Source organism: Pseudomonas sp. URMO17WK12:I9, assembly GCF_900230165.1.
GTDB lineage: Bacteria > Pseudomonadota > Gammaproteobacteria > Pseudomonadales > Pseudomonadaceae > Aquipseudomonas > Aquipseudomonas fulva.
Map to the genome: position 1 here is coordinate 1 of NZ_OCMQ01000016.1, position 18,586 is coordinate 18,586.

Sequence of the window (18,586 nt, forward strand, 5' to 3'; positions counted from 1 at the left end):
GGCAGCCGTCAGTTCCGCCAGAGACTGTGGCGCTACCGCATACGCCAGAGCATGAGCCGCCGAGGCAACTGTTGGGATAATGCACCGATGGAGCGAGTCTTCCGCAGCTTGAAATCAGAGTGGATACCGACCACGGGCTACCTGACCGGGCAGCAAGCTCAACGAGACATTGGCCAATACCTAATGGGCCATTACAACTGGATCCGGCCTCATCAGTTCAACGATGGACTAGCTCCAGCGAAAGCAGAAGAAAAACTCAAAACCGTGTCCGGGATGAGTTGACCACTACACCCGGCCCAACGCATCTAGCCAAGTAAATCGCTATTGATCAGCCCTGGGTAAAGGCGCAAAGAAACTCGTATGCTTAAAGGTTGGGAGGAGTACATTAGTACTCCTTGCTAAGTCTCGGCTCGAGGCTTACCGACTTTCAGACCGATCCTTGGTTTCAATCGCAGCGCGAAGTGCTTCTAGCTCGTTTTCAGACTGCTCGAGTAGTGCCTTCAACTCTTCTGCCCTTTGCTGCGCTGCTGTTCCAGCCAGATGGGCATCGGTAGCATCTTTACTCTTGGTTTCGAGCTGGTGAGCCAGTAGCTCTTTGGCCCCTTCCGCGCGAGCAGTTGCAGCATTGGCGATGCCCAGGTCGCCTCTCAGATGCTCGATAGCGTCACGATGCTGGCTGGCCTCCTTGGCGTGCTGACGGTTTTCGGCTATCAATCGCTCGTTATCGCGAATCAGTCGAGTGGCTTCTTCCTGCTTAACCATGAGCGTCTGCTGGAGGAGTGTCACCTCTTGCTGCATCTGGTAGATCTGAGTTTCGTGACGGTTTAGATCCTGGTCGCGCTGCTCCTTTACCGCTACTCGGTAGTGCTCGAGTGCTTCTCTGGCATGCGTATGCTTCTCCTCCAGAGATTCGATCTGGGCGTCCTTCTCTTGCACGCGAATCTCAAGGTCGCTGCAGCTCTGGCTGAGCCGGGCGTTTCGAGTGATCTCGGTTTGTAGGCTGGATTGAACGATCTTGAGTTCTTCGTCCTGAGCCTGCAGGGCTGACTGCAGCTTGGCGATCTCCAATTGCGATTGCTCAAGCTTGCTTTGAAGTGTACCGCTCTCAGCTGCCATCGCTTTGCGTTCAAGCTCAAATGCGGCCCGCTCATGCGCCAAGGCTTCGTTTCCCTCCTCAAGCAGGCGTTCAAGCATCTTACCCACCAGCTCCGTAAGTTCATCACTTAGGCGCGAAGGCGAAGCCGAGGGTCGAGGGTCGTGTGATTCAATCTCCTTCAAAAACCGCTGAATCGTTGTCTTTGATCCGGTATTTCCAAGTTCGATGCGTATCGCGTCGATGCTAGGGTTCTGCCCTCTCGACAGCAGCGCCTCGCGAGCCTTGCGCACCAGTACCAGGTTAATGCCGCCTCTAGCCACGTCTGCCCCTACGATTTCGTACTGTTTTACGTTTCATGTAATTACGTGCCACTTTAACACTTTTATATAGCAATTATTCCTTAATTTTTGGCAAGACATAATCGAGGTTTATGGCTTGTCATGCCGTTGAGCGGCAGTAAAATGGTTAGAAATGCCGTACAAATGGTAAAAGCGAGCAACCGATGGCTCGAAGCGGGGAAAATTGCGTGGTTGAAGTGGTCAGCAAGGCAGAGAGGTACCTAGAGGCGAGCGTTCGAGAGAACACCTCGAAGAGCTATGCGGCTGCCCTCGCCCACTACGAGGTGACCTGGGGCGGCTATCTGCCCACTACCAGTGAGTCAGTGGTACGGTATATCGCTGAGTACGCTGACCAACTGGCGCTCAGTACCCTCAAGCAGCGCTTGGCTGCCCTAGCCAACTGGCATCAAAGCAACGGATTCCCTGACCCCACTAAAGCACCCAAGGTCAGGCAATTGTTAAAAGGTATTCGGGCATTACACCCTGTGCAGCAAAAGCAAGCGGCACCCCTAGCATTGCTGCATCTCGAAAAGGCAGTGGCGCATCTCCAGGAGGAGGTTGTTCAGGCAAGAGCTGCCGGCAACATGTCTAGCCTACTCAAAGCGACTCGCGATATCGCCCTGCTGACGATCGGCTTTTGGAGAGGGTTTCGCGGAGACGAACTCGCCAGGCTCACCATCGAGAACACACATGCCGAGCGCTACGTTGGGATAAGGTTTTACTTGGGAACTAGCAAGGGGGATCGACAAAATATCGGGAGGGAGTACAAAACCCCTTCATTGACCAAGCTATGTCCTGTGGAGGCATACCTCAATTGGCTGGAAGCTTCTGGCCTCACCCGCGGCGGCGTATTCCGGGGCATTGATCGTTGGGGCAACATCAGCGATCGACCTCTCGCTGCCCACAGTCTCATCCCCCTTCTTCGGGGCACCCTAGAGCGCTGCGGCCTACCCTCTCAAACGTTTACCGCTCACTCCATCCGGCGGGGCTTTGCCACATGGGCGGCGAGTTCAGGCTGGGACATCAAGACCTTGATGGAATACGTAGGCTGGAGTGACATGAAGTCGGCGCTGCGCTATGTGGAGCCCGCCCAGCAATTCGGCGGACTCGTGCGGAAGCTTGAGGGGTGATTTCTGGCGCGCTCTGATTGCCAACAGAGGTAGGATTGCGTTGACCGCTGCTGGCTGGAGTTTCTGGATAGGCATGATCGAGACAGATGGCCATCTCAGCTCACTTACATCTCATGACGTCCCGGTCCAATCGGGTGTAGCCATTGAAAACGTAGAAATTTGATTCAATGCCAGCGGTTGGGATGTATAAAAAAACCGCCCTTGAAGGCGGTTTGTCTGCGTTCGGAAGATGATTCTAGCGAGCCAGCCAGCTTTCCACTTCCTCGGATCCGTACTCGGCTTTCCATTCCTTAAGCAGCTTGTGATTGCCGCCCTTGGTTTCGATGATCTCGCCATTGTGCGGGTTCTTGTACTGCTTCACCTCACGGGCGCGGCGCGGGGACTTTTCTGCAGCTGAAGGAGCGACTGAACGACGGTTCGCCTGCGGATCCAGAATGTTGATAATGTCGCGAAGGCTGTAACCGTATTTGCTCAGCAAATCGCGCAGCTTGGTCTCAAATTCGATTTCTTTCTGCAGCTCAGAAGAGCTTTTCATTTCTTCCAGCTCGGCCAGCTGGGCGGCCAATTTTTGCTCAAGCTGACGGAATTCTGCCAGGCGGGACATATGAGATCCTCAAATTTAATGAAAATAGTCGGACATCCTAAAGCATTTCGTTAACGATGTCTTTTAGTTTGACGCTGATTCTAAATCATCGTTGACTTTAACTTACCATGGATTGTTTTCTCTAGAGTGCATAAATCTTGACACATCCATGATGTTGTACTGACCGCAGGCTACTCTGCTTGCAGAATTCACGTGCCTTTTCGACACGCTCAATCGTCCCGCGCATCACATTCAACCGACGGTTAACTTCCTATACCCAGACTGATAGGACGACAGCCCGGCCTAGCTTCGCACGCTCCTCAACCACACGAGCAGGCGTAACAGGTTAGACCGGTCAGGTCACACTCCTCGAGTAAATAGCGTTGTGAGCTTGAATTTGCAGCTGAATTGACTTTATTTGCACCCAGAAGTGAAATACAAATCGGTAAGCGCAGCGGTCTGACCAGTTCATAAAACGACCTTTCGATTGAGAATGGTCGATCCTGCGACGAGAGGTAGTGAGCTACTACCATTGCTGCCATTAATAGTAATGATTAATGAAGATAAGATTTTTATTAGTAAATACTATGAACCTGCGCATCTATGATGTGCTTCGTTGTGCATATTTCTGGTCAGACCGGACAAAGGAAGCGGAAATTCTTCAGCCACCCTAAACTGTTACTCATCAGATTCTGTCTGTCACAGATCTGCTGCGAATGGGGACGACCCAATCCGCTCAGCGAAGGCCGTCAGGCCGCACGAGTCAAAACTGGATGACGAAAATCATGTTGCTCCACGATCAAAACAATCGAGTCTGTATCGCATGTTTTTTCCACTTCTCGTGCACCTCATCCATCCGTTCAAACCTACATAGCACTCCGCCACCGCAGCGGGACCCTACTATCCAAACGCCGGAACTCACATTCACGTCCTCAGCGCATCAATAAACACCATAATCCATTCTCACAAGGCACTCGCAGACTTGGCGATACCCTTCGTTATCCATAAGAAGACTGCAGGGGGCGCCCCCCCAAGCCAAGGGCCGGTTCGATGAGCCAGTTAGCCGCCAATTGATGGTTACCCAAAACGAATGCCGCTAGACCGCGAACCTGATCCATTCGCACAGAAACAACGGAACTGACTACTCCAGCAACTCGGACCTGCTGATGAGCAAGGGCCTAGTAAATCTATCGCTAGCATACGGGCCTCCAATTGTTTGTTTTAGCTGGCTTATGGATAGGGGCCCCTTACAATAGCTACAAGATCGCTCGTGCGTTCGAGGCCTATCTGATGCAACATCCAGAAATTATCGCTGAGCGGGCGCCAACAAACGACTCCGCTATACCCACCTCTACCAGACATCACCAACATGGACCGGATGAACGTACGCTGGAACATGAAAACCAGCACTGCGCAATTTAAACCGGAAAGACAACTGAATAGAACAAGCGGTCCAGACTGCCAGCTCAATCCGACTCAAAAGCAACTTTGATTGGCAGCTCACCTGCCTCGAATAACTCAGCTGCAACTTTATGCCGGCGAGCTTGTTCCAGGTGCTTACGCATGTGATCAGCTGCTGCAAGCCGATCACCTTTTTCAAGACAAGCAAGGATAGCGAGATGCTCAACCGCCTGCTCTCGCCGAGGAGCGCGCTTGCTAGCCTGACGGTATTCCACAAGACGGCGAAGCTGGTCGAGACGACGAACCGTCTGGACGTGAAATCTGTTGCCGGAAAAGCTGGCAAGCGTCTCGTGAAACTGAGCATTTGATTCGAACAGTTCCTGCGGAGTCATGGTCAGGTAGCCGCCATCAGCAATGAATTGCTGCTGCTTTTTACAGCGAGCCAAAGCTTCGGTATCGATCATAAACGTTGGGGCAAGCAGTCCCGCCGGCTCGATGATCGCTCGGAAGGAATAGCTTTCTTCGTAGGCTTCGACCGAGTCGATCATCGGCAGGAATTGCCAGCCTTGGCCGGCACGCTGCTCAATCCAGCCTTCTTGTTGAATGCGGCTCAAAACCCCTCGCAGCATATAGCGTGAAATGTTGAATAAACGCATCAGGTCCGTTTCAGCAAACTGCTCAGGAATCTGGCCGTTCAGTCGCATCACCGCGATCTGCTGATAGACCGGGTCGTCGATGGAGACCGACAAATCTTGGGCAATTTCAGCCAGATCATCATAGGGCTTGGCCAGGAAAAAACCGCGATTGCGGTCCTGACTCAGCAATCCTCGCTCGGCAAGGTAGTTGAGAGCAATCTTGATAGGAGTTCGTGACGTCTTCAAAGCCTTAGCCAGTCCTAGCTCCGAGACATGATGCCCCGCAGCCAGTTGCTCTTGGCGAACATAGGCAACGATATCGCGAGCCACGCGGGCTTGAAGAGGCGTCAAATTCATATCTTTTCCGAGTTGGGGCGTTGGATTGTGGGGCTCCTCCCATCAGACGAACCCCACAGCTCCCACATTATGCCTTTTGCGGGTTCATTTCCAAATGGAGTTCGGCGTTAACAGATGTCGAGACCATTGGCTTACGGGTCATAGCAGTGCAATAAACGCACCAGCCACCAGGAGGATGCCTGCGATCATGAGGACCAGTTGTACGAACTCGTGGCTTGAACAGCGTCCCAGTGGCGCTCGGAGCGGCCACACCGAAAAGGTTTCCGCCAACGACAATGAACGCAACTGCCCGACAACGTCACCGGTACTTGGCAGCAGGTCCTTGAGCAAAGAGAAGTTCAGCGAAGTAGTCGACGCGATGCCAGCCAAAGTGAGCGACGTAATCAAAACAAGCGATGCAGTAGATTCAGCAAACGGCACAAGAAAAAATGCAGTTATCAATCAGCATCGAGATCGCAATCACGTTACGGCGCTTGCCTGAGTTAAACCCGCCACCGCGAGTCAGATACCAGCCGATGAGGTTGCCCAGCCCCATGTATAGCACGATTGCAGCAGCATACAGGATGGCAGTCACTAGACCGATTTCTCCAGCAATAGATGCCGCTCTTGCTGAAGGTAGCTCGGCAGCCAGGTCAGGAGGGGATACTGGGTGTAGACGTTGCAGCCTTGCGCAGAAGCTGCAGCACCCCCTTTTTGCCGCCACCGGAACGCGAATCCAGGATAGTTTTGCTCTCTTGGCTGCACAGCCACCGCATGTCTTCAGGCTTGCCGAAGAACAGATACCCAGCCAACAGCCAACCGCCAGCAGAGCCGACGGCCAGCCATCAACTTACGAAGCTGAGTGATAGACCGGGAATGCTCCGAACATCACGCCACCTACCAACATGGCCATGCTCACCAGGAGCGCCCATTTCAACGCAAAGCGCTGGTGGTCACCCAGGTCGACTTTTGCCAACGCCACCAGCAGATATAGCGAAGGCACCAATGGGCTGAGCAAGTGAACAGGCTGACCAACCACCGATGCCCGGGCGATCTCCAGATGCGAGATTCCGTAGGTAGCGGCGGTCTGGGCGATCACTGGCAAGATGCCGAAGTAGAAGGCATCGTTCGACATGAAGAAGGTGAACGGAATGCTGACCAAGGCAGTGAACACCGCCAGGTATGGGCCAAACGCATCAGGAATGACTGCCAACAGCCCCTTCGCCATCGCATCGACCATGCCGGTACCCGAAAGGATGCCGGTGAAGATGCCTGCGGCGAAAATGACCGAAGTCACCGCGAGAACGTTGCCCGCGTGAGCGGAGATACGCTCTTTCTGCTGCTCCAGATGTGGGTAGTTGATCATCACCGCGATGGCGAAGCAGACCATGAACAGCACTTGAATCGGTACGATACCTGCCATCAACACGCCAATCATCGTTGCAGTGAGTAACAGGTTGGGCCAGAACATGTGCGGACGGCGATTGCGATCGCACTCCTCATGCGAACCATTACCCAACGCGATAGAGCCGTTGTGGAAATCATCCACGGCAATCACGCCCAGGCGAGCACGCTCACGTCGACCCAGCAGAATTGCGATGAAGAGCAAGCAGGCGCAGCCCAGCAGCATCGACGGCACCATAGGCAGGAAGATGTCCATAGCGTCGACATGCAGCGCAGCCGCAGCGCGGGCAGTAGGGCCGCCCCACGGGGAGATGTTCATGATGCCGTTGGCGATGTTGACCACGCAGGTCAGGCCCAGAACGCTCATTCCCAGGCGCTGATAAAGCGGCAGGAATGCGGCGACCACGATCATGTAAGTAGTGGAACTGTCGCCATCCAGGGATACAAGCATGGTCAAGATCGTGGTTCCGACCAAGACCTTCAGCGGGTCACCCTTCACGATCTTCAGGATGCAGCGCACCAATGAATCGAACAGTCCCGCGTCGATCATGATGCCGAAGTAAAGAATCGAGAAGGTCAGCATGACACCAGTCGGCGCCAACGTTTTGATGCCGTCGAGCATCATTCCGCCCAGGCCGGCGTAGAAGCCACCAATCAGGGCAAACACGATCGGTACCACGATCAAGGCAACCAGGGCGGTAAGCCGCTTGGTCATGATCAGGTACATGAAACAGGTGACCATCGAAAAACCGAGCACGGTCAGCAGCATGGCTCTCTCCTTATTGTTTTAGTGCCGCGAAGCCAAGCTTTAGCGGAACGAAAGGGACTGAGCGGACTGGTGCCGGACGGATTTACGGTAGGTCTGATTGCATTTCATCTTGAATTTCCTCGTTTTTGTCTTTGTGCGGGAAAGGTTGGCAGGCAGATAAATGGCCGGTCTTCAGGCTTCAAGGTGACCATTCGGCGCTCGACCGAAGTTTTTCTGCTGGAGATAAATTGACTCAAGTTTAGACAAAGTGCAATATCGCCTCACAAAAAACACGCCTGTGAGGTCCCCGGCATGAGCAAGCACATTGGCCAAACCCTGGCCGTAAACGGTCGCGACTACCGCGTCTGCAACGTATCGGAAGCTGTAAAAGCGATAGGCGGCGACTTTGCCCGCCTGCCAATGAGCCTCCGGATCCTCGCTGAAAACGTCCTGCGCACCGAAGCAGAGCCGAACGAAGCGCTGAAGGTAATTTGCACTCGATCTAAAAACAGCGACATCCCCTTCCGCCCCGCTCGCGTGGTTCTTCAGGACCTGCTCGGCACCCCTGCCCTGGTCGACCTGGCCGGTCTGCGTGACGCAGTAGCAAAAGCAGGCGGCGATCCACGCCAGGTAAACCCGGTCACCCCTACTCACCTCGTCGTGGACCACTCGCTGAACGTAGAGCGTTGGGGTGATGCCAGCGCATTGGCCGATAACGAAGCCATCGAGCGCGAGCGCAATGCCGAACGCTTTGCATTCCTCGACTGGTGCAACAAGGCCTTCAACAACCTGTCGATCGTGCCTTCAGGTAACGGCATCCTTCACCAGATCAACCTGGAGCGCCTGACCACCGTCATCGGCACTCGTGAAGTTGAAGGTGATCTGTGGGCATTCCCAGATACGCTAGTCGGCACTGACAGCCACACCACCATGATCAACGGCATCGGCGTGCTGGGCTGGGGTGTTGGTGGCATCGAGGCAGAAGCCGCAATGCTGGGCAAAGCCCTGATGATGCGGGTTCCAGAAATCGTCGGCGTCCGACTGGAAGGCGTCCCGCCATCGGGCTACGTTGCTACCGACATCGCGCTTGCCTTGACCGAAAGCCTGCGCAAAGCCGGCGTAATCGGCAGCGTGTTGGAATTCCATGGCCCAGGCGTTGCCGCCCTGTCCTTGGCGGACCGTGGCACCCTGTCCAACATGGCTCCTGAGTTCGGCGCTACCGCAGCAATGTTCGCGATCGACGATCGCACCCTGCACTACCTGCGACTCAGCGGTCGCGGCGGTGAGATTGCCGAGCTGACCGAGGCTTATGCCAAACATCAAGGTCTGTGGCATGACAGCCTGGAATCGGTCGAATACGACCGTGTCGTCACCCTCGACCTGAGCACCGTTGGTCGTGCGATTGCCGGCCCGAAACAACCTCACCAGCGCATCCTGCTGGGTAAAGGCGAAGCAGCAAAAGACGTCCCTACCGACCTGGATAACGGCTCGGTCGTGATTGCCGCCATCACCAGCTGCACCAATACCTCCAACCCCCGTGGCGTGATCGCTGCGGCCCTGGTCGCCCGCAATGCACTCAAGCGCGGTCTGCGTCGTGCTCCATGGGTCAAGACTTCCTTCGCACCCGGCTCCAAGGTGGTCGCCGACTACCTGGACCGTGCAGGTCTGAACGTGGACCTCGACAACATGGGCTTCAACGTTGTTGGTTACGGCTGCACGACCTGCAACGGCATGTCCGGCCCTCTGCTCAGCAAAGAGATCGAGGACGAAATTCGCACTCGCAAGCTGGAAACCGTTGCAGCGACCTCCGGTAACCGCAACTTCGAAGGTCGCGTACACCCGCTGGCTCGTGAAGTGTTCATCATGTCCCCTCCCCTGATCGTGGCGTACGCGATTGCTGGCACCTACCGCATCGACCCGCAAGTGGATGCGCTCGGCACCGACGCCGAAGGCAAGCCGGTTTACCTCAGCGAGCTGTGGCCTTCGGATCAAGAGCTGGACGAGATCGAGAAGAAAGCACTGTCGGCCGACCTGTTCGACAAGGCTTACAGCTCGGTACCTCGCGAAGCGGGCGTCATCGCCTCTGACCTGCGCGCCGGCGTTACCGATCAGTACGCCTGGGACCAGAGCAGCACCTACATCCGCAAGCCGCCGTACTGGAGCGATGAGCTGACTGCTACCGACCCTCAACGCGACCTGAAAGACATGCGCGTTCTGGTGATGCTGGCGGACAACATTACGACCGACCACATCTCGCCGTCGGGCGCCATCCTGCCGGACAGCGACGCAGGTTCGTATTTGAAAGGCCACGGCATTGGTGTTGATGACTTCAACTCCTATGGCACTCGTCGCGGCAACCACGAAGCCGCACAGCGCGCCACCTTCGCAAGCCCTCGCCTGAAGAACGAGCTGATGACTGACGGCCGCGAAGGCCCTTGGACGCTGCTGCTGCCGGAAAACCGCGTGAGCACCGTGTTCGAAGCCGCCCAAGCTTATGCCGATCGCAAGCAGCCTCTGATAGTAGTGGCAGGCAAGGAGTACGGCAGTGGTTCGTCGCGTGACTGGGCAGCCAAAGGCCCTCGCCTGCTGGGCGTGCGCGTTGTCGTGGCCGAGAGCTTCGAGCGCATCCACCGCACCAACCTGGCTGGCCTGGGCATCCTCCCGCTGCAGTTCCCAGAAGGTGTAACTCGCAAGACGCTGGGCCTGACCGGTCACGAGAAGTTCTCGGTGGAAGGCATCAACGACACCTTCGCGCCTGGCGACAAGCTGCTACTCGTCATTGAGCGTGCAGATGGCTCCACTGAAAACGTAACCGTCACCAGCCGCCTGGATACACATGAAGACGTGCGCTACTTCCGCCGCGGCGGCCTGCTGCCGCAGCTGCTGGTGGAGAGCATGGACAAGGCTGCTAAAGCGAAGCAATTGGAAGGAGCAGTGTAATGACTCAAGTTCGAATCCCTGCCGTATTCATGCGCGGCGGCACCAGTAAGGGCGTCTTTTTCCTTGAGCAAGATGTTCCGGCTGCAGGCCCAGAGCGCGATGCACTGATGCTTCGCGTCATTGGCAGTCCGGATCCTTATGGCAAGCAGATCGACGGCATGGGTGCTGCCACCTCCAGCTCCAGCAAGGTCGTCATCATCGGTAAATCGGGTCGTACCGATTGCGATGTTGACTACCTGTTCGGCGCCCCGGCAATCGAAAACCCGGTTGTCGACTGGTCCGGTAACTGCGGCAACCTGAGCGCAGCCGTCGGTCCTTTCGCCATTCGCCAAGGGCTCGTCGATGCGCCTCGTGACGGCATCGCCACCATCCGCATCTGGCAGGCCAATATTCAGAAACGCATCATCGCCCATGTCCCGATGAAGGATGGCGAGGTCGTTGAAGAAGGTGATTTCGTGCTGGATGGCGTCGCCTTCCCTGCTGCCGAAATCGTCGTGGAATTCCTTCAGCCTGGCGGTTCGGGCGGCAGCATTCTGCCAACCGGCAATGTCGTGGATGAACTGGATATCCCTGGCTTCCCAGGCTTGCCGGCAACATTGCTCAACGCAGGCAACCCGACGATCTTCGTCGACGCCCAGCGCGTTGGCCTGACCGGGACCGAGACCCAAGACCAGGTCAACGGCAACGCCGAACTGCTGCAATCGCTGGAAACCATCCGCGCACACTGCACCGTGGCCATGGGTCTGGCGGCTACCGCTGAAGAAGCAACGCGCCTTCGCCCTCACACGCCGAAGCTCTGCCTGGTAGCTCCGCCGCAAACCTACGGCGCTGCCGGTGGCAAGACAGTCGAAGCCGGCGAGATCGATGTGATCGCCCGCATCCTTTCCATGGGCAAACTGCACCACGCAATCACCGGCACTGGCGCTGTAGCCGTTGCCGTGGCGGCCGCTCTGGAAGGCACGCTGGTCAACCGTATCGTCGGCGATATCGGTGAACGCCAAGTCAACATGGGCCACACCGCCGGCACCGTTGCCGTAGGCGCGCAGACCACCCAAGTCGATGGCAACTGGATTGTGGACAAGGCCGTCATGAGCCGAAGCGCCCGTCGCCTGATGGAAGGCTGGGTGCTCGTACCGTCGAAGTACTGATTGCTCAGCTACCGCCGACCTTCGAAGGTCGGCGGTACTCATCACAACAAAAACAACGATGAGATTTTGCTATGTGCCCATCACCGTTCTCACCCGCCATTTCTCGACGCACGCTGCTCTCTTCTACTTCCATCGTCGCTGCGGCAACCATTTTGGGCCTCGGCGCGGGAGCGGCAGATGCCAAATCAGGACCTGAGAAGAACGCTATGCAGCCTGCCAACTCGAACAAAACCCAAATTGTCTATGTGGGCTCCAGAACCACTCGCGAGCGTAACGCCCGCGGTGCAGGCATCACGGTTTATCGACATGACCCGCAGACAGGTCGCTCCGAACTGGTTCAAACCGTCGGCGATCTGACGAACCCATCCTTCCTGTGCCTCGACCAAACCCAGAACCTGCTGTTCTGCGTGCATGGCGACCAGTCCATTGTCAGCTCATTCCAAATTGAGCCAGCCAGCGGAACGCTCACGAAGGTGAGCTCGGTTAGTTGCGAAGGGAACAACCCCGTCCATCTTACCGTGGACAAGAGCAACAAATTCCTCGCTGTGGCCAACTATGCCACCGGCAGCATTGTCATTCTGCCGTTCGATAAGACCGGCCACCTGCAACCCGTCATCAGCAAATACGACCTTCCGGGCAACCCTGGCCCGCACAAGATCGAGCAGGCGAGCTCCCACCCGCACATGATCCCACGCGATCCATCGGGCCGCTTCCTGGTGGTCCCGGACAAAGGACTGGATAAAGTCTTTGTGTTCGATTTGAAGCAGAACGGGACCGCACTGAAGCCTGAACTAGCGCATGAAATCAAGGCACGCGAGGGGGCCGGACCTCGACATGTGGTGTTCTCTCCGACCGGGTCATTTGCTTACGTCGTGAACGAACTGGACAGCACGATCACCAGCTACCGCTACAACCAGAATGACGGCTCCCTGGTTCCATTCCAGATGGTTCCAGCCCTCCCTCAGGACTTTGTAGGGGACAGCCGTGCAGCAGCGCTGGTCATTGCACCGGATGGAGTACATTTGTTCTCTTCAAATCGCGGGCATGACAGCGTGACCATTTATTCGGTGGATCAGCCTACCGGGAAGATCAACCCGATCGGCAACGTACCTAGCCACGGCAAGAAGCCTCGGTTCATGACCGCGTCCCCTAACGGTCGCTTCTTGTTCGTCGCTAACGAAGACAGCGACAACATCAAGACATTCTCCATTAGCCCGAAAGGCGAACTGGCTTTGCTGGAGCATCAGATCCAGACCGGCAGCCCGGTCTGCATGATTTTCCGCACCGCTTGAACCTCTTTTTTTCCTGATCCTGGCGTGCCGGGAGGCACGCCTATACCCCACGTTCCAATCGATGGAGCAGCACATGCATAACAAAAACAAGATTGGTTGCAAGCTTCTCGCCGTTACTCCTTGCCTGGCCGCAGCTATGGCCTATGGGGATGGTTTTATCGACGACAGCAAGGTCACCTTGCAAACGACGAACTTCTACATCAACCGCGATTTCCGTGACGGTGCTGGCCAGTCAAAGCGCGAAGAATGGGCCCATGGTTTCATTCTCGATGCGAAGTCCGGATACACACCAGGGCCAGTCGGTTTTGGGGTCGATGCTCTGGGCATGCTCGGCCTGAAGCTGGACTCAAGTCCCGATCGAACCGGTACTGGCCTGTTACCGACTCATGATGATGGTCGCGCTGCTGACGAGTTCAGCCGCCTGGGCCTGACTGGCAAGATGCGCCTATCCGAGACAGAGCTTAAATACGGCACTCTGATCCCCAAGCTGCCCACTGTTCAGGCCAACACTGGCCGCCTCCTTCCCCAGACCTTTGAGGGCGGCCTGCTCACCAGCAAAGAATTCGATTCGCTGTCCTTCATCGGTGCCCGCTTCGAGCGCCAAACCGATCGCGACTCGACAGACCGCGTACCGATCACACTAAACAACAAAAACCGTCGTTTCACAGGCAATACCGAAGGTGACGCCTTCTGGCTGGGCGGCTTGGATTACCAGCTCACAAAAGACCTGCTACTGACCTATCAATATGCAGAGCTGGAACAGGTCTACCACCAACACTTCGTGGGGGCGAACTATTCGATTCCAGTGGGCCCCGGGAAGATCAAAGCTGATCTTCGCTACATGGATAGCGACGATGACGGTCGAGCTTTGGGCGGACGTATCGATAGCAGAGCAATTTCCGGCATGTTCACCTACAGCTTGGGCGGACATGCGCTTGGTCTGGGACTGCAAAAGATGAACGGTTCTACCTCCATGCCCTATCTCGATGGAACTGATCCTTACCTGGTCAACTTCGTCCAGCTCAACGACTTCGCCGAGCCCGGTGAACGGTCTTGGCAATTGCGCTACGACTACAACTTCGCGGCTCTCGGCATTCCTGGCTTGACCTTCATGACCCGCTACCTGCGAGGCGACCAGGCCGACGCAGCGACCATCACCGGTGAGGGCCATGAATGGGAGCGCAACACTGAACTGCAGTATGTGGTGCAATCCGGTGCCCTGAAGAACGTATCGGTCCGGTGGCGTAACGCGAGCTATCGATCGAGCTTTGCACGTGGCGCGGATGAAAACCGCCTGATCGTGTCCTACACATTCCCAATTTTCTAACCCAGGAGAAGGTATGAGCCCTATTGCCCAGCAGGTTCTCAAGGACCTGGCGCCCAACGGCATTCTGCGTGCGGCGATCAACTTCGGTAACCCAGTGCTGGCTCAGCCAGGCGCTGACGGAGAACCGCATGGTGTTTCTGTTGCACTTGCTAAATCGCTGGCCGAAGAGCTGGGCGTAGGTCTCGAATTGCGCACATACGACGCGGCCGGGAAGGTATTCGCTGCACTTGAAGACAACGCGTGGACGTTGGCCTTCCTGGCTATCGAGCCTGTCCGCGCCGCCCAGATCAGCTTCAGTGAACCCTACGTACTTATCGAAGGGACCTATCTGGTAAAGGCCGAGTCGCCCTATTCCAAAACCGAGGACCTGGATCAACCTGGACTTCGGCTTGCGGTAGGCAACGGCGCTGCTTACGACCTGTACCTGTCACGTACGTTGCAGCATGCAGAGCTACACCGAGCTGAAACGTCTGCAGGTGCAGTAGACCTATTCATTGACCAAGACCTGGATGCTGCCGCCGGGGTCAGACAACCGCTGGAACAAATCGCAGCCAAGAATCAGAATTATCGGGTGATGCAGGGAGCCTTCACCGCTATCCGCCAAGCAGTCGCAGTGCCACGAGGCCGTGATGCTGGAGCAGCCTATGTTAGAGACTTCGTCGAACGACGATTGGCCGAGGGCTTCATCCGGGGTGCATTACTTGCCAGCGGGCAAACCGACGTCAGCGCACCCCGTTGAGGTCGATACTGGAGACGAGGCCTCATATAATCTGATGGGCTTCACTGGTCCCGATCTGTGAAAACAAACAGTTACAGGGTAATCGTTAGTGCCATCAATCAATTTTTTGGCAAGTTCGGTTCTTCAGATCGTTCGCGAATCAGCAATAGAGCATCCCAATAGAATGGACAGTTGGATAGACGCAAAGACCAGCGCTTCGATGGTGTACAAAGACGCAATGCCGCCCTGGATTGTTGAGTTTGACAATGGCGTAACCCTTAATGGAGCAATGCCCTACGCACGGATCGAGGGATATCGTCCTGTGACACTGGACCTTTACCTACCGCCCAGCCCGCGTCGGTCCTCTCCTTCCCCGTTGCTGATTTATATACATGGCGGCGGATGGCGACGAGGCGACAGTCATCGGTCAGGAGTGTTCAGCGATTTCCCGCGGCTGCTGGCAGAGATAGCCGCCCGCGGATATGCCGTGGCGTCGATCAACTACCGACTGAGCGCGGAAGTGAGGTGGCCTGGACAGCTCGAGGATGCCAAAGCCGCCCTGAATTATCTGGCAGGAATCGCTGAAGATCTTCAAATTGACACTACCAATACCTACGTCTGGGGAGTATCCGCTGGCGCGCAGATCGCTGCAAGTTTGGGCAACCCGTGGACCGATGGTAACTCTCCCGCGGCCGAACCTGGAGGCCGTGCTGTCACAATTCAAGCCGTAGCGGTATGGTACGGCGTGTTCTGCTTCCAAACCCTACCTTATCAAGCCCAACTCCTCGGGTTGTCTCTTCCGCAGCACGAGCTCGCTCCAGAGTCGCAATTACTGCGTTACTTACCCGACTCCTCGGATGTTCCTAAAGGGGCCAGTCCGGCGTTAGAAGTTAGCAACGAAACAGCGCCCACCTTGATTTTGGTAGGGAGAAAAGATGAAAAAGTCCCTTACTTACAAAGTATTCAATTAGCGCATGCGTTAGCTGCAGCTAACGTTCCGCACCAACTTACTGTGTATCCCGATGTTGGTCACAGCTTCATCTGCGAGCAAGATAGTACGATCACTCATAAAACCAATCTAGAAGCCTTAAACACTACCATTCAGTTCTTCGACGCTCGGGCCTTCGATTGATTGATCAAGGTTGGTCTTGAGTCGCAGGCTGGGTGGCGAAACTCACCAGCAGACGCATGCCATATTCTCCCAAGCAGTGACTAATGTAGGCCCTGATCCTAGAGCCTGGGATGTGCGCATGTATTACCGTGCCTTAAGCTACCAATGCTGTCGATCGGATGGCAGCGGGCTTCGGGACGTTAACTCAGCCGCAAGCCGATCTGGCAAGCACTGCCTCCCCTTACTCAGAACCAGTAAATTCTGCGCAGCGAGAAGAGGGTTCGAGTTGGACGTTGCGTCCTGCCAAAATGCCGGTGAATGCACCTGCGATAGAGATGGCGGCGGTGGTCAGCAGCGGTGCCGTCCAACCACCGGTTGAGTCGTGCAGTTGCCCCAGCAATATCGGGCCTGCTGCTGCCATCAAATAGCCTACACATTGCGCCATTCCTGAAAGTGCAGCCGCGTCAACGGAGTTCTTTGTGCGCAAACCGATGAACGTCAGGCCGAGCATCATGCTGGCGCCAGAACCAAAGCCTAGGAATGCGGCCCACCACATAGCGTGGCCTGGCGCATAAATAAGTCCGATAAGTGATAAGGCTGTTAGCAGACTGACGGTAGCGGCCGCCAGTCTTTGGTCTGTGAGACGGCGAAGCGTGGCCGCCAGGATCAAGCCGGGAATCGCTGTAGTCAGTTGAAGCGTGCCGTGTATTGTTCCTGCTTGTTCGGGGGATATCCCATGGTTCATCAGAATAGTAGGAAGCCAGCTCACTGTGACATAAAAAGGCAACGCGTTGAGCCCCATGAACAGGGTGACTTGCCAGGCAAGCGGCGAACGCCATACCGCCACAGATGCCGCTTGGTTCGGGCTGGGCAGGCTCAGGTGTTCTTTAACTTTCAACTGCGGTAGCCACACCAACATCGCCAACAGCGGGGCTGCCACCACCAAACTCAGGGCTATCGACCATCCCCATGATTGGGTCAGAGGAACGATAGCGGCTGACGTAACAGCACCTGCTGCGCCCATCGTGATGGAGTAAGCGCCGATCATAGACGCCATTTTCGATGAGAAGTCGCGTTTAATCAGGCTGGGAAGCAACACATTGCCAAGGGCGATTCCGGTGCCTATCAGTATCGAACCAGCGTATAACGCCCACGCGCTACCTGCGGAGCGGAGTAGGATGCCCACTGAAATCACCAACAGAGCACCGAAAAGGGTGCGCTCAGTACCGGACCTTCGTGCGACCGCAGCGCTGAGCGGGGAGAACCCCGCAAAAGCAAGGAGTGGCAGTGAAGTGAGCAGGCCCAGTGCTGATGCACTCAAGCCAAAATCCTTCTGGATTAGCGGCAGAATGGGCGCGATGCCCGTGAAGGGAGCGCGCAGATTAATGGCAATAAGCAGGATGCCCGCGACGAGCATGGTGGCCTGCCACTTGTTTTTTGTATCTGACATATTCTCTAGCTGTCCTCTAAAAAAAAGGCAACTGTAGAGAGCTTGAGAGTTATAGAATATAGATATCAAGCCATATGATACCTAAATCATGCCATTCTCAAAAAATGTCGTTTCCTCACCAGAAGATTTCGATTCAGACCTTTTTTTCCAGGCGGCGATTGCACTCAAGGTTGTGCCGGAACCTAATCATTCCGGCACCGGCACACATGATCATCGTAAAGGCCAACTGATCTTGTCTTTGCGGGGGGCGGTGAGCTGTGAGGTGCAGAACGCAATCTGGCTGGTGCCACCCCAGCACGCGGTATGGATCCCCGGCGGCACGCCACACTGTTGTCGTGTAACCGCGAATGCCAGTACCTGCTTTCTGTTCGTCGAGCCCAGCGCAGCTGTCATGCCTGATGGGTGCTGTACACTTGCTATTACGCCGCTTGTCCGGGAGTTGATCCTGCACCTTGTTGAGCAGGACCGCTCTTGTCTTTCAGAGGGCAAGGCCGCGCGGTTGGTTGCAGTGCTACTCGAGCAGCTTTCCGATGCGTCGGTGAAAGAGCTGCACTTGCCAATATCAGACCATCCGAAGATCAAACACATCGCGGATACGCTCTTTGCTACTCCCGGCGACCGCACCACCCTGCGCGAATGGGCCACTCGGCTTGCGACTAGTGAACGAACGCTGGCTAGGCTAGTTGAAAGCAAGACCGGGCTCAGCTTCGGGCGGTGGCGCCAGCAGCTGCATTTGATGATCGCACTCAGCCATTTGGCAGAGGGGGTATCCGTGCAACGTGTGGCGGGCATTCTTGGATATGACTCCGTTAATGCCTTCATTACGATGTTCAAGAAAGCCGTAGGTAAGTCACCTACCCAGTACTTCTCTTCTTTGCGCTAACACTCCGCTCGCGAATCCGAGGGGCCGAAGCTATCAAAAACTAGTT

The 18,586-nt window shown here is 55.9% G+C and carries 15 protein-coding genes; 9 read left to right on the forward strand and 6 right to left on the reverse strand.

Annotation, left to right across the window (positions count from 1 at the left end):
• A partial coding sequence (locus CRP40_RS20760) for an integrase core domain-containing protein (RefSeq protein ID WP_141400920.1) occupies positions 1 to 282 on the forward strand: 282 nt, incomplete at its 5' end.
• Between the two features lie 135 nt (positions 283 to 417).
• Here CRP40_RS20760 and CRP40_RS20765 read toward each other — a convergent pair.
• Positions 418 to 1,416 (reverse strand): DNA-binding protein, encoded by a 999-nt coding sequence (locus CRP40_RS20765; RefSeq protein WP_033695119.1) that lies wholly within the window; start codon positions 1,414 to 1,416, stop codon positions 418 to 420.
• A gap of 206 nt (positions 1,417 to 1,622) precedes the next feature.
• On the opposite strand from CRP40_RS20765, the gene CRP40_RS20770 reads away from it, so the two are divergent.
• On the forward strand, positions 1,623 to 2,564 hold the full coding sequence (locus tag CRP40_RS20770) for a tyrosine-type recombinase/integrase (RefSeq protein WP_027915684.1): 942 nt from the start codon (positions 1,623 to 1,625) through the stop codon (positions 2,562 to 2,564).
• Between the two features lie 235 nt (positions 2,565 to 2,799).
• Here CRP40_RS20770 and CRP40_RS20775 read toward each other — a convergent pair whose 3' ends face one another.
• The 4 genes from CRP40_RS20775 to CRP40_RS20785 form a co-directional block, all read right to left on the reverse strand.
• Positions 2,800 to 3,168 carry a histone-like nucleoid-structuring protein, MvaT/MvaU family gene (locus CRP40_RS20775; RefSeq protein WP_027915683.1) on the reverse strand — a complete coding sequence of 123 codons (369 nt, stop codon included), beginning with the start codon at positions 3,166 to 3,168 and terminating at the stop codon, positions 2,800 to 2,802.
• Between the two features lie 1,445 nt (positions 3,169 to 4,613).
• Positions 4,614 to 5,540, reverse strand: coding sequence for a GntR family transcriptional regulator (locus tag CRP40_RS20780; RefSeq protein ID WP_027915682.1), 927 nt, complete (start codon positions 5,538 to 5,540; stop codon positions 4,614 to 4,616).
• 406 nt (positions 5,541 to 5,946) lie between these two features.
• A complete protein-coding gene (locus CRP40_RS22070; protein WP_155738208.1) occupies positions 5,947 to 6,114 on the reverse strand; it encodes a hypothetical protein in 168 nt (55 codons plus the stop codon).
• Between the two features lie 255 nt (positions 6,115 to 6,369).
• Positions 6,370 to 7,689, reverse strand: coding sequence for a CitMHS family transporter (locus CRP40_RS20785; protein ID WP_027915681.1), 1,320 nt, complete (start codon positions 7,687 to 7,689; stop codon positions 6,370 to 6,372).
• A 294-nt stretch (positions 7,690 to 7,983) separates the two neighbouring features.
• Between CRP40_RS20785 and acnA the strand changes: the two genes are divergently transcribed.
• From acnA to CRP40_RS20815, 6 genes are all read left to right on the forward strand, one after another.
• Positions 7,984 to 10,611 (forward strand): aconitate hydratase AcnA, encoded by a 2,628-nt coding sequence (acnA, locus tag CRP40_RS20790; RefSeq protein ID WP_027915680.1) that lies wholly within the window; start codon positions 7,984 to 7,986, stop codon positions 10,609 to 10,611.
• Entirely contained in the window at positions 10,611 to 11,759 is a 1,149-nt protein-coding gene (prpF, locus tag CRP40_RS20795; protein WP_025755077.1) for a 2-methylaconitate cis-trans isomerase PrpF, read from the forward strand. The genes acnA and prpF overlap by 1 nt, the downstream gene beginning before the upstream one ends.
• A gap of 71 nt (positions 11,760 to 11,830) precedes the next feature.
• Entirely contained in the window at positions 11,831 to 13,051 is a 1,221-nt protein-coding gene (locus CRP40_RS20800) for a lactonase family protein (protein ID WP_231100241.1), read from the forward strand.
• 136 nt (positions 13,052 to 13,187) lie between these two features.
• Complete coding sequence (locus CRP40_RS20805; RefSeq protein WP_231100331.1) at positions 13,188 to 14,378, forward strand: OprD family porin; 1,191 nt, start codon at positions 13,188 to 13,190, stop codon at positions 14,376 to 14,378.
• A 13-nt stretch (positions 14,379 to 14,391) separates the two neighbouring features.
• Positions 14,392 to 15,117: an ABC transporter substrate-binding protein gene (locus CRP40_RS20810; RefSeq protein WP_027915677.1), complete on the forward strand. Its 726-nt coding sequence runs from the start codon at positions 14,392 to 14,394 to the stop codon at positions 15,115 to 15,117.
• Positions 15,118 to 15,205: 88 nt separating this feature from the next.
• On the forward strand, positions 15,206 to 16,228 hold the full coding sequence (locus CRP40_RS20815; RefSeq protein ID WP_231100240.1) for an alpha/beta hydrolase: 1,023 nt from the start codon (positions 15,206 to 15,208) through the stop codon (positions 16,226 to 16,228).
• 220 nt (positions 16,229 to 16,448) lie between these two features.
• Here CRP40_RS20815 and CRP40_RS20820 read toward each other — a convergent pair whose 3' ends face one another.
• On the reverse strand, positions 16,449 to 17,657 hold the full coding sequence (locus CRP40_RS20820; RefSeq protein ID WP_027915675.1) for an MFS transporter: 1,209 nt from the start codon (positions 17,655 to 17,657) through the stop codon (positions 16,449 to 16,451).
• 88 nt (positions 17,658 to 17,745) lie between these two features.
• Here CRP40_RS20820 and CRP40_RS20825 point away from each other — a divergent pair, with 88 nt between their 5' ends.
• Complete coding sequence (locus CRP40_RS20825) at positions 17,746 to 18,540, forward strand: helix-turn-helix transcriptional regulator (RefSeq protein ID WP_027915674.1); 795 nt, start codon at positions 17,746 to 17,748, stop codon at positions 18,538 to 18,540.
• Positions 18,541 to 18,586 lie beyond the last annotated feature (46 nt).